Genomic DNA, 18216 nt, shown 5'->3' with positions numbered 1-18216 from the left:
ATGTCTGCTCCGGTTCTCCCCACACAGGTCAATCCCGACAGCGACCAGTTCCGCACCCAGGCCGCGCATCACCGTGCGCTGGCCGAGAAGCTCCGGGCCGATGTCGCACAGGCGGCGCTCGGCGGCAGCGAGTCCGCCCGCGCCAAGCATGTCGCGCGCGGCAAGCTGCTCCCCCGCGAGCGGGTCGAGCGGCTGCTCGATCCTGGCAGCCCGTTCCTCGAGATCGGCCAGCTCGCCGCCTGCGACCTCTATGACGGCGAGATCCCCGGCGCAGGGGTGATCGCCGGCATCGGCCGCGTCTCCGGCCGCATGGTGATGATCGTCTGCAACGACGCCACCGTGAAGGGCGGCACCTATTATCCGATGACGGTGAAGAAGCATCTCCGCGCGCAGGAGATCGCCGAAGCCAACCGCCTGCCCTGCATCTACCTGGTCGACAGCGGCGGCGCCAACCTGCCGCACCAGGCCGAGGTGTTCCCCGACAAGGAGCATTTCGGGCGGATCTTCTTCAACCAGGCCAACATGAGCGCGCAGAGCATCCCGCAGATCGCGTGCGTGATGGGCAGCTGCACCGCCGGCGGCGCCTATGTCCCCGCCATGTCCGACGAGAGCGTGATCGTCCGCAACCAGGGCACGATCTTCCTCGCCGGCCCGCCGCTGGTAAAGGCGGCGACCGGCGAGGAGATCAGCGCCGAGGATCTCGGCGGCGGCGATCTCCATGCCCGCCGCTCCGGCGTGGTCGATCACCTGGCCGAGAATGACGAACATGCGCTGACCATCGTCCGCGACATCGTCAGCCATTTGCCCGCTGACCGCGTGCCGGACGTGGCCCTGAAGGACCCGCGCCCGCCCAAATATGCGCCCGAGGAGCTGTACGGCATCCTCCCCACCGACGTGCGCGCGCCGTACGACGTGCATGAGGTGATCGCGCGGCTGGTCGACGGCTCGGAGTTCCACGAGTTCAAGGCGCTCTACGGCAGCTCGCTGGTCTGCGGCTTCGCGCATATCTGGGGCATGCCGGTCGCGATCCTCGCCAATAACGGCGTGCTGTTCTCCGAAAGCGCGCAGAAGGGCGCGCATTTCATCGAACTCGCCTGCCAGCGCCGCATTCCCCTGCTCTTCCTCCAGAACATTTCCGGCTTCATGGTCGGCGGCAAGTATGAGGCGGAAGGCATTGCGAAACATGGCGCAAAGCTGGTCACCGCAGTCGCGACGGCGACGGTGCCGAAGCTCACCATCCTGATCGGCGGCAGCTTCGGCGCGGGCAATTACGGCATGTGCGGCCGGGCCTATTCGCCGCGCTTCCTGTTCAGCTGGCCCAACAGCCGGATCAGCGTGATGGGCGGCGAGCAGGCGGCGAGCGTGCTCGCGACGGTCCACCGGGATGCAGGCAACTGGTCTGCGGAGGAAGCCGAGGCGTTCAAGGCGCCCATCCGCCAGAAGTACGAGGACGAGGGCAATCCCTGGCACGCCACCGCGCGCCTATGGGACGACGGCATCATCGATCCGGCCCAGACCCGCGACGTGCTCGGCCTCGCGCTGGCGGCAACGCTGAACGCGCCGATCCCGGAGCGGCCGCAGTTCGGCGTGTTCCGGATGTGAGGAAGCGCTCGTACGCGCCCTCAGAACCAGATTGCAGAGGCTGATCCATGCTGTTGTCTTTTATCGCCTTTACCCTCGCCACACAAACGACGGGCCTACCGCTGCCCGCTGCTAATCCTACCCGCAGCGTTGCCTCGCCGACCAAGCTGCCGCCCGCCAACCCGCTCGCCCCGCCCAACGGCGGCGACGAACGCGCGGTGCTCGCGACGGTCGACAGGCTGCTGGGCGGGATCAACACGCGCGACGCTGCGGCGATCGGCGGCGTCCTCCTCTCGAGCGCAGGCGCAACGATCGTTACCGAAGCCGGCGGTGGTCCCGCGACCGTCCACACCCTGACCAACGCCGAGTTGCTCGCCCGCTTCCAGCCCGGCCCGGAGACGTTCGACGAGCGCGTTTCCGGCCCTGCAGTAGAAATCGACGGCGACATGGCCATGGTGTGGGCGCCGTACGTCTTCCGGCTTAACGGCAAGGTGCATCACTGCGGCACTAATCATTTCAGTCTGGTCCGTGAGAACGGCGCCTGGAAGATCGCCAGCCTCGCCTGGACTTCGCGCACCACGGGATGCACCGAATGACCCGCGACACGCTGTTCGTCCTCGATACCGACTGGGCCGATCCCGCCTATGGCGGCACGCGCCGCTTCTACTGCAAGGACTGCATCACGGTGGAGGGCCTGCTCGCCGCCTTCCCGGCGCGCGCCGCAGCCATCGACGTGGTCCGCGTTCCCTGGCCCCGTCCGCGCGCCGCGGTGGTGGGGCGGCTGGGCGAGGACAACCAGAACCTTCCCGCGCTCGCCTTTGCCGAGGGCGGCTTCGCGAACGACATCGAGGGCGTGCTCGCCGCGCTCCACACCCGCCACGGCTTTCCGGAGCGCCACCCGTGATCCAGTCCCTGCTCATCGCCAATCGCGGCGAAATCGCCTGCCGCATCATCCGCACCGCCCGCGCGCTGGGTTTGCGCACGATCGCGGTCTATTCGGACGCCGACGCGAACGCACTCCACGTCCGCCAGGCCGATGAAGCGGTGCATATCGGCCCCTCCCCCGCGCGGGAAAGCTATCTGGTGGCCGCCAAGATCATCGCCGCGGCCAAGGCCACCCGCGCCGAAGCGATCCACCCGGGCTATGGCTTCCTTTCCGAAAATGCCGAATTTGCCGAGGCGGTGATCGCCGCCGGGCTGGTCTGGGTCGGGCCCAAGCCGGACAGCATCCGCGCGATGGGCCTCAAGGACGCCGCCAAGACGCGGATGATCGCGGCGGGCGTGCCAGTCACCCCCGGCTATCTCGGCGAAGACCAGTCGCCCGAACGCCTCCAGGCCGAGGCCGATGCGATCGGCTATCCGGTGCTGATCAAGGCCGTCGCCGGCGGCGGCGGCAAGGGCATGCGGCGGGTGGAAAGCGCGGCCGACTTCGCCGACGCGCTCGCCAGCTGCAAGCGCGAGGCGGCCTCGTCCTTCGGCGACGACCGGGTGCTGCTGGAGAAATACATCCTCTCGCCTCGGCACATCGAGGTGCAGGTGTTCGGCGACACGCACGGCAATGTCGTCCACCTGTTCGAGCGCGACTGCTCGCTCCAGCGCCGCCACCAGAAGGTGATCGAGGAAGCCCCCGCCCACGGCATGGATGCCGAAACCCGCGCGGCGATCTGCGCAGCGGCGGTGCGGGCTGCCAAGGCGGTCGACTATGTCGGCGCAGGCACCATCGAGTTCATCGCCGACGCCAGCGAAGGCCTCCGTGCCGACCGCATCTGGTTCATGGAAATGAACACAAGGCTCCAGGTCGAGCATCCGGTGACCGAGGAGATCACCGGTCAGGACCTGGTGGAATGGCAGCTCCGCGTCGCGAGCGGCGAGCCGCTACCGAAGCGGCAGGAGGAGTTGTCGATCCAAGGCTGGGCGATGGAAGCGCGGCTTTATGCGGAGGATCCGGCCAAGGGGTTTTTGCCGAGCGTGGGGCGGCTCGACCACTTCAGGGTTGGTGGATACCGCATCGAAAGCGGAATCGTCGAAGGGGATGCAATCTCGCCCTTCTATGATCCAATGATCGCGAAGCTCATTGCCGCCGCGCCCACCCGTGCGGAGGCTATCTCCGATCTGCAAGGCATGTGTGCGACCTGTGACGTTTGGCCGATCCGGACCAACGCCGGATTTTTGGCGAAGCTGCTCGACGCACCAGCATTTCTGGCCGGCAAAATCGACACGGGGTTCATCGCGCGAGAGCAGGACGCGCTGGTTGCCAAGCCCGACCTCAGCGAGGATGCGCTCGACGCTGCGCTATGCCTTCTTTATCCGCCTGAGGAAGCGAGAACACTTGCCAACTCCGGCTTTCGCTTGAACGCGCAACCCGATCTAGGCGTACGGCTGCTGATCGACGACGCACCTGTCGAAGCAAAGCTTCCACAAGACTTTTTCCCCTATGCGAACAACGCCGCGCGCGCCATCCCGCTGGAGACAGGGGTTGTGAAGTTTGATCAGGGATACGCCTATACGGTGGAGCCTTGGGCGTTCCGGTCTAAAGGATTGGGCACTGCCGCCGACGGCGCCCTGCTCGCCCCCATGCCCGGCCGCATCACCGCGGTCGACGTCGCTACCGGGGCACAGGTTACCAAGGGCCAGCGGCTCGTCACGCTGGAGGCGATGAAGATGGAGCATGCGCTCACCGCGCCGTTCGACGGCACCGTCGCCGAGCTCCCCGTCACCGCGGGCGGGCAGGTCACCGAAGGCAGCTTGCTCGTCCGCGTGGAGAAGGCGGCATGATCTTCCGCGACGCCACCCTCGCCGACCTTCCCGCCATCGTCGCGATGCTCGACGACGACGACCTCAGCCGCGGGCGCGAGGATGCCTCGCTGCCGCTCGACCCGCGCTACGAGATGGCGTTCGCCGATATCGATCGCGATCCCAACCAGCGCTTGGTCGTCGCCGAACGCGACGGCGAGGTGATCGGCACGATGCAGTTGAGCTTCCTCCCCGGCATCGCCTTTCGCGGCGCCTGGCGCGGCCAGATCGAGGCGGTGCGCATCGCGTCTTCCGTCCGCGGTCAAGGACTTGGCGCGCAAATGATAGACTGGGCCGTAGCAGAATGCCGCGCCCGCGGGTGCAAACTGGTGCAGCTCACCTCGATGCGCGACCGCACCGATGCGCATCGTTTCTACGAGAAGCTCGGCTGGACCAAGAGCCATTTCGGCTTCAAGCTGAAACTGGAACAGGATCAAGGCTGAATGGCACGCTTCTTCGACGAATGGCAGCTGGGCGACCGCATCGAGCACGCCCTGCGCCGCACGGTGACCGAGACCGACAATCTCCTGTTCACCGCGCTCACCCACAACACCCAGCCGCTGCACCTCGATGCCGAGGCGGCGCGCGCCTCCGAGTTCGGCCAGATCCTGGTCAATGGCACCTACACCTTCAGCCTGATGATCGGCGTCACCGTTGCCGACACCACTGCAGGCTCGCTGGTCGCCAATCTCGGCTATGACAAGCTGGTCATGCCCAAGCCGGTGTTTCTCGGCGATACGCTGCGCGCCAGCTCCGAGGTGGTCGATCTGCGCCCGAGCAAGTCGCGCCCCGGCCAGGGCATCGTCACTTGGCGGCACCAGATGCACAATCAGCGCGACGAGCTGGTCTGCGAATGTTTGCGATCGGCCTTGCTGCGCAGCCGTTCGGCCTGACGCGCGTTCCGCAGGGGATGCAACAGTTCGACGTGATCGTGGTCGGCGGCGGCGCCGCCGGCATCGGGGCCGCCCGCACCCTGGCCGATGCCGGCAAGGACGTACTGCTGGTCGAGGCAGACACGCGACTCGGCGGGCGGGCGCGCACCGAGCATGTCGACGGCATGACGCTCGACCTGGGCGCCGGCTGGCTCCATTCGGCCGAGCACAACCCCTGGGTGGAGATCGCCGCGCTGCACGGCTTCGAACTCGACCGGACGCTGCCGCGCTGGCGCGAGCAATGGCGAGAACTCGGCTTCTCGCAGGCCGAGCAGCGCGACGCCGCCAGGGCCTATGACGCGTTCGAGACCCGGCTGCGCAAGGATCCGCCGCCCGGCGACCGCGCGGGCGCGGCGCTGGTGCCCGACAGCGGTTGGAGCGCCTGGATCGATGCGATCAGCGGCTTCGTCAACGGCGTCGACACCGCCAAGCTCTCGATCGCCGACTATCTCGCCTATGAGGACGCCGCGACCGAGACCGACTGGCGGGTGCCTGCCGGCTATGGCGCGCTGGTGACGTCGCAGGCAGGCTGCCTGCGCACCGCGCTCGCCACGCCGATCACCGCGATCGACGGCTCGAGCATCCGCCTCAGGCTGCAGACGCCGCGGGGCACGCTGGAGGCGGCGCAGGTGATCGTAACTGTCTCCACTGATATTCTGGCGCGCGGCGACATCATGGTCGCGGGCCATGACGACCTGCTCCACGCCGCTGCGGCGCTGCCGCTGGGTCTTGCCGACAAGCTGTTCCTCGCGATCGAGCAGGGCGCCGACGAGCTGGAGGCCAACGCCCACCTGCTCGGCGATCCGCGCAGCGTCATCACCGGCACCTATACGCTCCGCCCGTTCGGACACCCGATCATCGAGGCGATGTTCGGCGGCGATGGCGCGCGCGAGCTGGCCGCGCGCGGGCTGCAAGGCGCGGCCGACTTCGCGATCGAGGAATTGTGCGCGCTGCTCGGCGGCCAGTGGCGGAAACGGCTCCGGCTGCTCGCGGGATCGGCCTGGAGCCGCGAGACGCATATCCGCGGCGGCTACAGCCATGCCCTGCCCGGCCGCGCCTCGGCCCGTCACGTGCTCAGCACCCCGATCGATCCGCGCATTCGCTTCGCCGGCGAGGCATGCTCGGCCACCGAATTCTCCACCGTACACGGCGCGTACAAGACCGGCGTGGCCGCCGCCCGCGCGCTGCTCGGCTAGGCGGCCTCGCGCCTGGCGGGCTCCGGGTTGGAGAAGACCATGTCGTCGTCGATGCCGCCATATTTCAGCGCCAGCAGGTCGCGGGTGTAGCTCTGGTGCACCCGCCACGGCTTGCGATGGCCCTGGCGCGGCAACAGGTGCAGCGCGCGCTGGACATAGCCCGAGGTGAAATCGAGGAAGGGCTGCGGCTCCACCGGCGCGGAGGGCTGCGGGGTCACCTGCCGCATGCCGCGTTTCGCCATCGCTGCCAACAGGCGCGTGACATAACGCGCCGTGAGGTCCGCCTTCAGCGTCCAGCTGGCATTGGTGTAGCCGAAGGCGATGGCGAAGTTCGGCACGCCGGAGAACATCATGCCCTTGTAGGTGAGCCGCTGCGACCAATCGACCGCTTCGCCGTCCACCGTCACCGGCACGCCGCCCATCAGCTGCACTTCGAGCCCGGTCGCGGTGACCACCAGGTCGGCGGCGAGTTCTCGTCCTGACTGTAGCTTGAGCCCCTCGCCGGTGAACCGCTCGACCTGATCGGTAACGACATCGGCCTTTCCGCTGCGGATCGCCGCGAACAGGTCGGCATCGGGCACCAGGCAAAGCCGCTGGTCCCAGGGGTTGTAGTTCGGCGTGAAATGGGTGGCGACGTCGTACCCAGGGTCGAGTTCGCAGCGGACCATCTCGACCAGCCGCGCCTTGGCCTTGGCCGGGTGCTTGCGGGCGAGACCGTAGAAATACTGGCCGAGCAGGACGTTCTTCCACCGCGTCAGGCCGTAGGCGGCCTTGAGGGGAAGCACGCGCCGCAGCCAGTTGGCGATCCGGTCCTGCGAGGGCCGTGCGACGACATAGCTGGGCGAGCGCTGCAACATGGTGACGTGTGCCGCTTCGCGCGCAAGCTCGGGCACCAGCGTCACTGCGGTCGCCCCGCTGCCGATCACGACGACGCGCTTGCCGGCATAGTCGATGTCGGGCGTCCAGAATTGCGGATGGACGATCCGGCCGTGAAAGTCCTCACGGCCCGCAAACTGCGGCAGATGGCCCTGCGCGTAATTATAATAGCCCGAGCAGAGGAGCAGGAAGCTGCAGCTGAACTGGCGCGTCTGCCCGCCTGCCTCGACGGTCACCGTCCACAGCGCCTCTGCGCTCGACCAAGCGGCCCCGACGACCTTGTGGCGATAGCGGATGTGCCGGTCGATGCCGAATTCGCGGGCGGTATCCACCAGATAGCGCAAGATCGCGTCGCCGTCGGCGATCGCCTTGGCATCGGTCCACGGGCGGAACGGGAAGCCCAGCGTATACATGTCGGAATCCGAGCGGATGCCGGGGTAGCGGAACAGGTCCCAGGTGCCCCCCATCCGCTCGCGTCCCTCGAGGATCGCATAGGTGCGGCCGGGGCTCTGCGTCTGCAGGTGATAGCCCGCGCCGATCCCCGAAATCCCCGCGCCGACGACGAGCACGTCGAAATGTTCGCGCATCTTTTTTTGCCTCTCCGGGAGGCATGGTTGCACGACTATTCGGTGCGCGCCACCTCAATAATCCCGCGAGTAGCGCAGCGTCGCACCCGATCCGCCGAACGAACTCGTCTGCGAGAGCACGCTCAGCGCCCGCGACAGCGACACCTCCAGCTGCGTTGCGGTGAAGCCGCGGGCATCGGTGATGATCTCGATATAGATGTTGTTCGTGATGTACTTGCCCGCGGCAAGCGAGGTGCCGCGACCGGTGGTGTCGTCGGCGCCGAGCACGCGCAGCCGGTCGATGCCCGTCGCGGACTTCAACTGGCCGAGCGGGTTGAGCCCGCCGCCGGTGGCCCGCAGCGAGTTGAGCGCCGCGGCCAGCTGGATGGCCTCCGTTGCGGACAGGTTGGTCACGTTGGTGCCGAAGAACAGCCGCGACAGCACCTCGTCCTGCGGCAGCGCCGGATTGGAGGTGAAGGCGATCTGCGGCTTCTGCGCCGTACCCGTGATGTTGAGGATCGCCGTGACGCCCTCCGCCGTGGTGTTCGCCGAAATGTCGATCGTCGGGTTGGTCAGCTCCGCGCCCTGGAAGCTGATGATGCCCTTGGTCAGCTCGAACCGCCGGCTGGCGAAGCTGTAGGTGCCGCGCACCACCTCCATCGTGCCGCGGATCTGCGGATTGAGCGTGGTGCCGCCGATCGTGATGTTCGCCTGCCATTCGGACTCCAGCCCCATGCCGCTCACCATCAGGCGATTGTCGGCGCGGACGCGGATCGCGAGGTCGAAGTTGCCGAAGGCGCGCGCCGGCTTTTTCGTCTGTGCCTGCTGGTTGGGATCGACATCGCCCTTGCGGCGCACGCCGGTGAGTTCCGGGATCTCCGCCGCGCCCTGGCGGATGATCTGGTAGTTCGCCTCCGGGATGTTGATCTGGCCTTCGATCTTCTGGACGTCGGCGCTCTTGGTGATGGTGAGCGTGCCGCTCGCCGTCGCCCCCAGCGCTTCGCTGCGCGCCAGCCGGGCATCGTCGAGCTTGACGTTGATCGCCATCGGGAAGCCGTCGGCCGAGGACAGGCCGACCCGGCCGCTGGCGCTCACGCTGCCGTCGCCTGCACGCGCGGTCGCCTGGTTGAGCACGAAGGCGTCGTTGGAGAACTGGCCGTCGATCTTGAGGTTGGTCAGCCGCGTGCCGGTGCCTTCGTTGTCATAGGTCAGATTGTCGGCACGAACGACGCCGTTGAGCTGCGGGCGATCCACCCGGCCGCTGAAGTCCGCCGCCATGCCAATCGCGCCGGTGAGCTGCTGGTTGGGCAGCCCCGCAAAGGCGAAGGGCAGCGCCGCAGGGCCGTTGTAGCGGATGCCGCCGGAGAGCGGCGCGGCCATCAGCCGCTCCGTCCACGTGCCCGCCCCGGCGCCGAGCGGCCGTAGCGTCGTGACGACGCGACCGATCGTGGCATCGCCCCGCCGGATCAGCGCGCGCAGGTCACCGCCATCGGGCAGCAGCTTGCCGACCATGCTGATGTGCACCGGCGCCGAGACGCGGACGAGGCTGGAGCGGGTGAGATCGTCGATCTCCAGCCGCATGTCGGCGCTAGGGAACGCCTCCGCGGAAGTATGGGCAAAGTCGAGGCTGCCGGTTGCAGTACCGCCGATGCCGAGATCGGGGACGAAGGCGTTGATGATCGCCAGGTCGAGCTTGTCGAGCCGCGCCTGGAGCACCGTGCCGTCGCCATAGCGTCCGGCAAGGCGGATGCTGCCCTGGTCGAAGTCGATCTGCGTCGGGAGCAGGCGATAGGTGCCGTTCTCGATCGCGATCCGCGCGGCTTGGGGCGTGCGGAACTTGACACCGCTGGCCTGGCCCTGCAGCGCCGCTGTCCACAGGCTCGGCGTCATCCGGCCGTTGAGGGCGACGTCGAACGCCACGCCCGAAGAGCCGCTGGCCACTGCCTGCACGGTGCCGTTGCCGCCGCGATAGTCGATCTTGGCGCGCGCGGTGCGCAGCAGGAACTCGCCGCGCTTGAGGTTGGCGATCTGCACGTCGGCGACGACCTGCGGCTGGTCTGCCAGCACGATGCTCGCATTGGCGATGGCGCGGCCGATGGTCAGCTCGGCGACGCCGGGGATGGCGGCATTGGCCGCGGTCGCCCGCACGTCCGCGCGCTGGAACTTGCCCTCTGCACCCAGCGTGGCGAGGCCGTCGACGCCCGACCCGCGGAAGGTCAGCTGGCCGGCGAACGGACCGGCCGGCGTCTGCTGCAGCTGGCCGGCAATGTCCATGCCGGCGAAGCGCGCAGCGTTCACCTGGATCGCGAGCGCCTTGCCGGTACGGACCAGCACATCGGCGTTGAACGGGCCGTAATTGCTGTCGCCGGTGGCGGCCACCGCATAGGCATCGCCGCGCCCGACCACCTTGGCCTCGACCTTGGCAAGCCCCACGCCGAGCCCCGGCTTCTCCGCGCGCAGCAGCAGTTGCGGCGCGTTGAGCGTGCCCGTCACCCGGGCGCTGAGCGGGCCGTACTGATCGGAGACCGCGTCCGCGGTGAGCCGGATCGCGCCAGCAGGGTCATAGGTCCCCTGCCCGCGCAGCACACGGAACTGCGGTGCCTTCAGGCGCACGTCTGCGATGCCGATCACGCCCTTGGGATCGAGATTGAGGCGCGCCGATGCGACGGTGTTGCCGCCCAGGAAGTTGCGGACGCCTTCGTTGAACAGCTTGCGCGTGCGCCCGGCGACCTTGCCGCGAATGCCCCAGCCGCCGCCGGGGGCGGTGTAGAGCTCGGCATCGGTGTTGAGATCGACCACGCCGACCCCGGCGACCGTATAGTCGTTGATCCGCCCCTTCAGCGCGCCGGTATAGCGACCCGTGGCCATGTCGGCGGCAACGATGGCGGTCGCGTCGATCTTGTCCGACTTCAGCCGGAGGTTGTCCGAAAGGATGCGGCTGCCCGAGATGGCAATGTCGCCGTTCACCGTGACGTTGGTGACGAGGCCGCCCGCCGCGGCGTTCAGCCCGGAAACCCGCGCCGCCTTGGCGCGCACCGGCACCAGGATACGATCCGAATCCACGCGTGCACGGCCCTCGGCATAAAGCTGCTCGACCACCGTCTCGCCAAACCCAATCGCGCCGGCGGAAAGCTTGTAGTCGACCATCGGCGTCGCGAAGGCGCCTTCGAGCGCCAGCGAGGCGCGCACCGAGCGGCCGACCAGCTTGGGCGCAATCGTGCCCGGCTTGAGCAGCAGCGCATCGACATGCACGCCGTGGAACTGGTTGTTGCCGAGATCGACCAGGCCCTGCGCCTGCGCCGAGAGCGCATCCGACTTGAGCTTGATGACGCCGTCCGCCTTGCGGTCGGCCCAGCGGAAATCGGTGTCGAGCCGCAGCCCGGGCGCGGTCAGCCGCTCGACCGGACCTTGCATATACAGCCCGGGATGCGTCATGCCGCGGATCTGGAAGCGGCCATTGTCGGCTGTCACGTCGAGATCGGCGAGGCTGCCGCCGCCGAGCGTCGCGACGCCCTTGCCGGCCCAGTGCTTCCAGTCGCCGGCGCCCTGCACGGTCGCTACCAGCGGCGCCTGCAGCTTGGCGAGACCGGCGACGAGGCCGCCCTTGGGGGCGTTCAACCGCAGATCGATGTCGAGCCGATTGGCTGCCGGTACCGCGTCGAGTTTCAGGGTCACCCGGTCGCCGCCGGCGACGCCGCGCGCGGCGATCGTACCCGCATCGGCGATCACCTGCGCACGCCCTTCCGAGAGATGCGCCGAACCGCGCAGCTGCGCGATGTGCCGCTGGCCGTCTACCGCCGGCGCGATGTCGATCCGTGCGACATTGAGCCGCGCGATATCGATGTTGAGGTCGGGCAGCAGCGGCGCGTTGGGATCGCCCGACGGCTTGAGCTCGGGCAGCCGCGCGAGCCGGATTTCCGGGCTCTCTAAGTTGCGGATATCGATGCGGTTCTTGAGATAGGAGAGCGGCCGCCAGTCGAGCTTGATCTCCTGCGCGGTGGCGAACACGCCCTTGGTGTCGCTTACCCGCACGTCCCGCAGCACCATGCCGCCATAAATCGATCCGTCGATCCGGCCGATACGGAAACCGAGGCCGGATTCCAGCTTGAGCCGGGCAAGCTGGTCCGCAATCAGCCGCCGCCCGGGCTGGGTATCCAGCCCCAGCACCGCCAGCCCCGCCAGCGCGGCGAGGGACATCAGCCCCAGCGCCACCCACTGGGCGATCTTCACCCAGAGCGGCTTGCCGGTACGCACGACCGTCACGGTCTCGGTTTCAGGCACGTCGTCCACCATCAGAATGCCTGTCCGATCGAAATGTAGAGCGCGATCTTCGACTCGCCCTTCTTGCGTGCGATAGGCGTCGCCACGTCAATGCGCAGCGGGCCGAAATTGGTGTAGAGCCGCCCGCCGATGCCTGCGCCGAAGCGCAGGTTGCGGCCGGTCGGCGTGGTGCCCTCGTAGACCTGGCCGGCATCGAGGAAGGGCACGACGCCGTAATTGCCGAAGCGGTAGCGCGCCTCGATCCCGAACTCGTTGAACGAGCGGCCGCCGACCGGCTTGTCGTCGGGAGAACGGGGACCGAGCTCCTGATAGCCGAAGCCGCGGACCGATCCGCCGCCGCCGCCATAATAACGCCGCGAGGGCGGCAGATCGTCGCGCGACACGCCGCTGATGGAGCCCGCCCGCACCCGACCCGCAAGAACAATGCTGCTGGTAACCGGGTAATAGCCGTCCACCTCCAGCATCGCCCGCGCATAGGGCCGCACCGACCCGCGCACGGACGTTTCCGCGCTCAGATTGCCCTTGATGCGATAGCCGCGGGTCGGGTTGAGCAGGTCGTCCGAGGTATCATAGCCGAGGAAGGTCGGAATCGCGGCGATCAGCCAGGTACCGCGATCGCGCTTGCCGAGGTTGAAATTGTACCGGTCCTCGTTCGAGCCGACCAGCTCGGCACCGTAATAATAGGTCCAGCGCTTCTGCCAGATCGGCGTGGAATCGCGCGAGATGCGGGCAGACAGGGTGCTGGTGAACGCCTCGAACGCGTCATAATCCTGGTGGTTGAGCGACGCGGTGAGCAGGAAGGTGCGGTCGCGCTTGCCGGCGTTGGAGCGGCGAAAGGTGGTGGTCAGCGCCTGCTCCTGCGTGCCGAGGATGGTGCTGACGGTGAGTGCACCTTCGGGCGGGAACAGGTTGCGGTGCGCCCAGCTCGCCTGCGCCTTGACCCCTTGCCCGGTGCTGTAACCGAGTTCGCCCGCCAGCGTGCGCGCCTTGCCCGCAACCTGCCGCACCAGCAGATCGACCTGCTCGGTGCCGTCCGGGCCAGGCTTGCCCGTGCGCTGCGGCTCGACCGACACGGTGGAGAACAATCCCGTCGCGATCAGCGCCTGACGCAGATCGTCGACCTTGCGGCTGTCGTAGATCTGCCCCTCGCGATAGCGGCGGAAGATATTGATATGTTCGGGCGTGAACACCTGCCGGCGTCCGGCTGTCTGGATCTCACCGAAGCTGGCGCGCGGGCCGAGCGTGACCGGCAGCGTGTAGTCGCCGGTGTGGGTGGCGTCGTCGAGCACGATGTCGCGCTGGCCGAGCTCGATGAAAGGATAGCCCTGCTGCGGCATCCGCAGCGACACATTGGCCTCGGCGCCGAGCACGCGATCGGCCTGGATCGGATCGCCCGGGTTGAGGTTGAGCTCGCGGTCGAGCAGCCCGGGCGGAACGGTGGGATCGCTCTCGATCCGGACCGAGCCCAGGCGATAGAGCTTGCCGGGCGAGGCGACGATCGTCGCGCGGAGGTTGCCCGAATTGGGCGGGTTCTGCGCGATCGTGGACGTCGCGGTGCCGTCATAATAGCCGAGCGACTTCATCAGCCGCAGCGCCAGCTTCTCGTCCTCGCGGGCGCGGGCGGTGACCATCGCGGCGTTGGCCGCCTTGCCCTTGCCGTGCTGAAGCGCGGATAGGCTGCGGAATTCATCGTCCAGGCGTAGTTCGGCGAGGCCGTCCACTTCCGTGGTGTAGCGGATGGTCGGGGCCTTCTCGCTATCATCGGCAACGTCGGCGACCGGGTCGACCTTGAACTCGGAAAGCGACGGCAACGGCGCCGCCATTTCGGGCGCCTCCGGCCCTGCCGGCGCGAAGCCCTGTTCGTCGATCGACACCGGGGCCTGCTGAACTGGCGTGGCAGGCGGGGTCGGCGTGATCGACGGTCTAGCGTTCGGCGCCGCGGCTGCAGGCTTCTGGAAATTGCCGAGCGGCTCCAGGGGCGCGTTGATGTCGTCGCTCAGCTTGGGCAGCGCTTCCTCGAACGCCTTGTCGGTGACGATCGGCGCGGCCTGCTGCGGATCGGTGGTGGTCGTCTCCTGCAGGGCCTGCTGAGCAGATTGCGGCGCACCCTGCCCCGGCTTGGGTTCGTTCAGCTGGGCATGCGCAAGTGCTGGCACGAACCCCGCCCCGGCCAGCGCCGCGACCCAAACCACCCGAACCCCTTTACTCACGCGCCTCCTTCGGGAGCCGCGATTGCATCCGGCCCTCCCGCTTCCGTAACGGTTCGATGCCGATTTGGCTCCCCGCTTCTGTCGTTCCAAGCAACGCTTGCGATCAAACGCAAGCTTCGAGCGCCTTGGCGCGTGCCCTGAAGCGGTGCAGCAAGGGCTCGGTATAGCCGCTCGGCTGCTCGACCCCCTCGAAGATCAGCGCGCGCGCCGCCTGAAAGGCAAGGCTCTGCGCCTCGTGTCCGGCCATCGGCCGGTACAGCGGATCGCCGACATTCTGCGCATCGACCTTCGCCGCCATACGGCGCAGCGCCGCGTCGACCTGGTCGGGCGTGGCGATCCCGTGGAGCAGCCAGTTGGCGATGTGCTGCGAGGAGATGCGCAGCGTCGCGCGATCCTCCATCAGCCCGATGTCGTGGATGTCGGGCACCTTGGAGCAGCCGACGCCCTGGTCGATCCAGCGGACGACGTAGCCGAGAATGCCCTGGGCGTTGTTGTCCAGCTCCCGCTCGATCTCTTCCGCGCTCCAGTTGCGTCCCTCCGCCAGCGGAACGGTCAGCAGATCGGCGAGCGGCGGCACCTCGGCCGGCAGCGCCCGCTGGCAGGCTGCGACGTCGACCTGGTGGTAATGCGTGGCGTGCAGCGTCGCGGCAGTGGGGCTTGGCACCCAGGCGGTGGACGCGCCGCTCTTGGGATGCGCGCCCTTCTGCGCGAGCATGTCCGCCATGCGATCGGGCGCCGCCCACATGCCCTTGCCGATTTGCGCGCGCCCCGCCAGCCCGCAATCGAGCCCAATTCGCACGTTGCGTGCCTCGTACGCGGCGATCCAGCGTGCGGCCTTCATCTCGCCCTTGGGCACCATCGCGCCGGCGCGCATGCTGGTGTGGATCTCGTCGCCGGTACGGTCGAGGAAGCCGGTGTTGATGAAGAACAGCCGGTCCCTCAGCGCATGGATGCACGCGGCAAGGTTGGCGGAGGTGCGCCGCTCCTCGTCCATCAGGCCGATCTTGATCGTGTCGGGCGCGAGGCCGAGCAGCCCCTCGACCGCGCCGTACAGCCCGTCGGCAAAGGCACATTCCTCCGGCCCGTGCATCTTCGGCTTCACGACATAGATCGAACCTGTGCGGCTGTTGCGATGGCGCCCCAGCCCCTTCACGTCGTGCAGCCCGACCGCGCCGGTGATGATCGCGTCGAGAATGCCCTCGGGCGCCTCGCTGCCATCGGGCAGCAGCACCGCAGGCGTGGTCATCAGATGCCCGACATTGCGGACGAGCAGCACCGCGCGTCCGGGCAATATGGTCCCGTCGGCCAACACGCGATCGGAGGCCAGCGTGCGCGTGAGGCTCCGGCCGTTCTTCTCGAACGTCTCTGCCAGATCGCCGCGCATCAGGCCGAGCCAGTTGGCATAGCCGAGCACCTTGTCCTCGGCGTCGACCGCGGCCACCGAATCCTCGAGGTCGATAATCGCAGTGAGCGCCGATTCAAGCAGGACATCGGCGACGTGCTCGGGATCGTCGCGGCCGATCGGATGGGCCGGATCGCGCACGATCGCGAAGTGCAAGCCGTTGGCGCCACGATAATAGATCGTCTGCCGGGCGCCCTCCGCCGTGCTGCCGATCTCGGTGGCGGAGGGCAGCACCTGATCGAGGAACGCCCGCGCCCAGGCGATCACCTGCGCACCGCGCGCCGAGTCATAGCCGCCGGGGCTTGCGACGCCAGGGATGGCATCGGTGCCGTATAGCGCGTCGTACAGGCTGCCCCAGCGCGCATTAGCCGCGTTGAGCACAAAGCGGGCGTTGAGCGCCGGCACCACCAGCTGCGGCCCGGCCAGCGTCGCGATCTCCGCATCGACATGGCTGGTAGCGATGGCGAACGGCGCCGGTTCGGGCACCAGATAGCCAATCTCGCGAAGAAACGCCTCGTCCGCGGTCGCGCCGCTCTCCAGACGTGCATCGATCGCTGCCTGCAGCGCATGGCGCTTGGCCAGCAATTTGCGGTTCGCTGGCGCATGCTCGGCGAAGATCGCCGCCGTGCCCGCCCAGAACCCGTTCGCATCGATGCCGAGCGGCGGCAGCACCGCCTCCTCGACAAAGCGCACCAGCGACGTGGCAACCTGCAGTCCGGCGCGATCGGCATAGTCAGTCAACGGAGTCCTCCTTGCGGTTCTTCGCTACACGCCTGGGGAGGGCTCGCCTTGCTTACGCGAGGCCGGGCGGCGCGATCAACCCCCGTCGAATGCCGTAGCCGCCGCTTCGATCCGCGCCAGCATCGCCGCGAGCTGCGCCTTCTCGTCCTCGGAGAAGCTGGCGAACAGCCGCCGCTCCAGCTCGAGCGCCTTGGGCGCGACCTGCTCGTACAGCTGCCACCCCTCGGGCGTGAGCGCGACGAGGTGCGAGCGCTGGTCGATCGGATTTGCCGCACGTGCGATCAGCCCGCGCTCGACCAGGCCGATCGCGGCGCGACTCACCGTCACCTTGTCCATCCTAGTCCGGCCGCACAGCGCCTGCTGGCTCATTGCACCGCCCTCGGCCAGCACCGCGACGAGACGCCATTCCGGGATGCGCAAGCCGAAAAGGTTGCGATACGCGGTGGCCACCGCGTCGGACACCGCGTTGGATGCGATTGACATCCGATACGGAAGAAAATCGTTCAGTTTCAACGCGGTCATCTAGCCCCCTAACACCTGGTTAACCTTTACGCATGTGACAACGCTGGCAGGTTGCATTTTTTGCAATGATACCGGTAACAGTTCGCACTTGCAGCAGATGCCCCCGCGGTGCAGAAAGATCAGGCCTTTCAGGCATCCTCTCCTAAGACTTTCAAAGGCTGCCCTTCCGGGGCGGCCTTTTTTTTTGTACTGTTTGACCCCGACCCTCAATGCCCGATCGACGAGAGCTGCAGGATGGCGGGCGGACCCGCCGGCGACACCAGCTGCGGGACGAGCCAAACAACCCAGGCCCCCAGCGCCAGCATCACCCCAAAAGGCAGACGGTCGCTTGGCCGCACGTGTCGCCCCGCCATCAACATCGCCACCACCACCGTCAGCCCGATCAGGCTTGCCGCGAGCAGCACCATTGGCAGATTGTCCCAGCCGAGCCAGCAGCCGATCGCCCCGAACAGCTTGGGGTCGCCCCCGCCCAATCCCTGCCGACCGCGCAAGGCCCTGTACCCCCGCGCCACCAGCCACAGCACCGCGAAGCCCACGATCCCGCCGATCACGCGCTCGGGCAGCAGCGCGCCGACGCCCGTCGCTCCGACGCCAAGCCCGACGACGGCGAGCGCGGCATTGAGCCCGTTCGGCAACCAGAAGGCCGCAAGATCCAGCGCTGCCAGCGCCAGCAGCAACCACCCGAACACTGCGCCCGCGACACCCTCGACGCCCGGCGCGGCGTGCCCCGCGATTCCGCCAATCGCCAGCCCCACGACCTCGGTCAGCCAGTGGCTGCGCGCAATGCGAGCCGAGCAATGGCGGCACCGCCCCCGCTGCACGAGATAGCTGAACACCGGCACCAGTTCCGCCGCACCCAGCGGGGTGCCGCAGGAATCGCAGGCCGAGCGCCCGCGGCCGACGCCCCGCTCCTCGGGCCAGCGGATCGCGATCGTGGCAATGAAGCTGCCGAACACCGCGCCCAGCACGCCGAGCAGGATCGGCCATCCCCAGAATTCCAGCGGTGTCATGCGGGCATCGCACGCCGAACGAGGCGTCGCATTCGAGGAGGTCGGCTAGCTGTACGCACGGCACTCTTCCTGCGGGAACGTCCCGGCTTTTGCAAACCCGCCGCCG

At 68.0% G+C, this 18216-nt stretch carries 13 protein-coding genes; 7 read left to right on the top strand and 6 right to left on the bottom strand.

The genetic code is table 11. From position 1 onward, the window contains the following. From QZ670_RS07480 to QZ670_RS07450, 7 genes are read left to right on the top strand one after another with little or no spacing between them, the layout of a single operon-like run. On the top strand, positions 1–1602 hold the full coding sequence (locus tag QZ670_RS07480; RefSeq protein WP_294253586.1) for a carboxyl transferase domain-containing protein: 1602 nt from the start codon (positions 1–3) through the stop codon (positions 1600–1602). Positions 1603–1649: 47 nt separating this feature from the next. Next, a complete protein-coding gene (locus QZ670_RS07475; RefSeq protein ID WP_294253583.1) occupies positions 1650–2177 on the top strand; it encodes a nuclear transport factor 2 family protein in 528 nt (175 codons plus the stop codon). Beyond that, the gene (locus QZ670_RS07470) at positions 2165–2485 is read left to right on the top strand and encodes a DUF3088 family protein (RefSeq protein WP_294253581.1); all 321 of its coding nucleotides are present in this window, start codon (positions 2165–2167) and stop codon (positions 2483–2485) included. Before QZ670_RS07475 ends, QZ670_RS07470 begins: the two co-directional genes overlap by 13 nt. Continuing rightward, entirely contained in the window at positions 2482–4356 is a 1875-nt protein-coding gene (locus tag QZ670_RS07465; protein ID WP_294253579.1) for a biotin carboxylase N-terminal domain-containing protein, read from the top strand. The genes QZ670_RS07470 and QZ670_RS07465 overlap by 4 nt, the downstream gene beginning before the upstream one ends. Further along, a complete protein-coding gene (locus QZ670_RS07460; RefSeq protein WP_294253576.1) occupies positions 4353–4817 on the top strand; it encodes a GNAT family N-acetyltransferase in 465 nt (154 codons plus the stop codon). Before QZ670_RS07465 ends, QZ670_RS07460 begins: the two co-directional genes overlap by 4 nt. Further along, positions 4818–5267, top strand: a complete 450-nt coding sequence (locus QZ670_RS07455; protein ID WP_294253572.1) for a MaoC family dehydratase — start codon at positions 4818–4820, stop codon at positions 5265–5267. It begins immediately after the preceding gene. Positions 5268–5284: 17 nt separating this feature from the next. Next, positions 5285–6502, top strand: coding sequence for an FAD-dependent oxidoreductase (locus QZ670_RS07450; protein WP_294253570.1), 1218 nt, complete (start codon positions 5285–5287; stop codon positions 6500–6502). On the opposite strand, the gene QZ670_RS07445 is transcribed toward QZ670_RS07450, so the two are convergent. The 6 genes from QZ670_RS07445 to QZ670_RS07420 form a co-directional block, all read right to left on the bottom strand. Beyond that, a complete protein-coding gene (locus tag QZ670_RS07445) occupies positions 6499–7965 on the bottom strand; it encodes an NAD(P)/FAD-dependent oxidoreductase (RefSeq protein ID WP_294253568.1) in 1467 nt (488 codons plus the stop codon). The two genes, QZ670_RS07450 and QZ670_RS07445, sit on opposite strands and share 4 nt — an antisense overlap. Before the next feature lie 54 nt (positions 7966–8019). Then, positions 8020–12237, bottom strand: a complete 4218-nt coding sequence (locus QZ670_RS07440) for a translocation/assembly module TamB domain-containing protein (RefSeq protein WP_294253566.1) — start codon at positions 12235–12237, stop codon at positions 8020–8022. After that, positions 12237–14435 carry a BamA/TamA family outer membrane protein gene (locus QZ670_RS07435; RefSeq protein ID WP_294253564.1) on the bottom strand — a complete coding sequence of 733 codons (2199 nt, stop codon included), beginning with the start codon at positions 14433–14435 and terminating at the stop codon, positions 12237–12239. The genes QZ670_RS07440 and QZ670_RS07435 overlap by 1 nt, the downstream gene beginning before the upstream one ends. 103 nt (positions 14436–14538) lie before the next feature. Then, positions 14539–16578 carry a malate synthase G gene (locus QZ670_RS07430; protein WP_294253562.1) on the bottom strand — a complete coding sequence of 680 codons (2040 nt, stop codon included), beginning with the start codon at positions 16576–16578 and terminating at the stop codon, positions 14539–14541. 75 nt (positions 16579–16653) lie between these two features. After that, entirely contained in the window at positions 16654–17100 is a 447-nt protein-coding gene (locus QZ670_RS07425) for a MarR family transcriptional regulator (RefSeq protein WP_294253560.1), read from the bottom strand. A 206-nt stretch (positions 17101–17306) separates the two neighbouring features. Beyond that, complete coding sequence (locus QZ670_RS07420) at positions 17307–18110, bottom strand: A24 family peptidase (protein ID WP_294253557.1); 804 nt, start codon at positions 18108–18110, stop codon at positions 17307–17309. Positions 18111–18216: the final 106 nt, after the last annotated feature.

The organism is uncultured Sphingomonas sp. (assembly GCF_913774285.1).
In the GTDB taxonomy this organism is placed as follows: domain Bacteria; phylum Pseudomonadota; class Alphaproteobacteria; order Sphingomonadales; family Sphingomonadaceae; genus Sphingomonas.
Note: the sequence above shows the minus strand (reverse complement) of the source record. Positions and strands in the feature narration are given on the sequence as shown.

Bases quoted from the DNA above. Each gene is read 5' to 3' on its own strand.
- QZ670_RS07480 (WP_294253586.1), top strand. From the start codon at position 1: ATGTCTGCTCCGGTTCTCCCCACACAGGTCAATCCCGACAGCGACCAG.
- QZ670_RS07475 (WP_294253583.1), top strand. From the start codon at position 1,650: ATGCTGTTGTCTTTTATCGCCTTTACCCTCGCCACACAAACGACGGGC.
- QZ670_RS07470 (WP_294253581.1), top strand. From the start codon at position 2,165: ATGCACCGAATGACCCGCGACACGCTGTTCGTCCTCGATACCGACTGG.
- QZ670_RS07460 (WP_294253576.1), top strand. From the start codon at position 4,353: ATGATCTTCCGCGACGCCACCCTCGCCGACCTTCCCGCCATCGTCGCG.
- QZ670_RS07455 (WP_294253572.1), top strand. From the start codon at position 4,818: ATGGCACGCTTCTTCGACGAATGGCAGCTGGGCGACCGCATCGAGCAC.
- QZ670_RS07450 (WP_294253570.1), top strand. From the start codon at position 5,285: ATGCAACAGTTCGACGTGATCGTGGTCGGCGGCGGCGCCGCCGGCATC.
- QZ670_RS07445 (WP_294253568.1), bottom strand. From the start codon at position 7,965: ATGCGCGAACATTTCGACGTGCTCGTCGTCGGCGCGGGGATTTCGGGG.
- QZ670_RS07440 (WP_294253566.1), bottom strand. From the start codon at position 12,237: ATGGTGGACGACGTGCCTGAAACCGAGACCGTGACGGTCGTGCGTACC.
- QZ670_RS07425 (WP_294253560.1), bottom strand. From the start codon at position 17,100: ATGACCGCGTTGAAACTGAACGATTTTCTTCCGTATCGGATGTCAATC.
- QZ670_RS07420 (WP_294253557.1), bottom strand. From the start codon at position 18,110: ATGACACCGCTGGAATTCTGGGGATGGCCGATCCTGCTCGGCGTGCTG.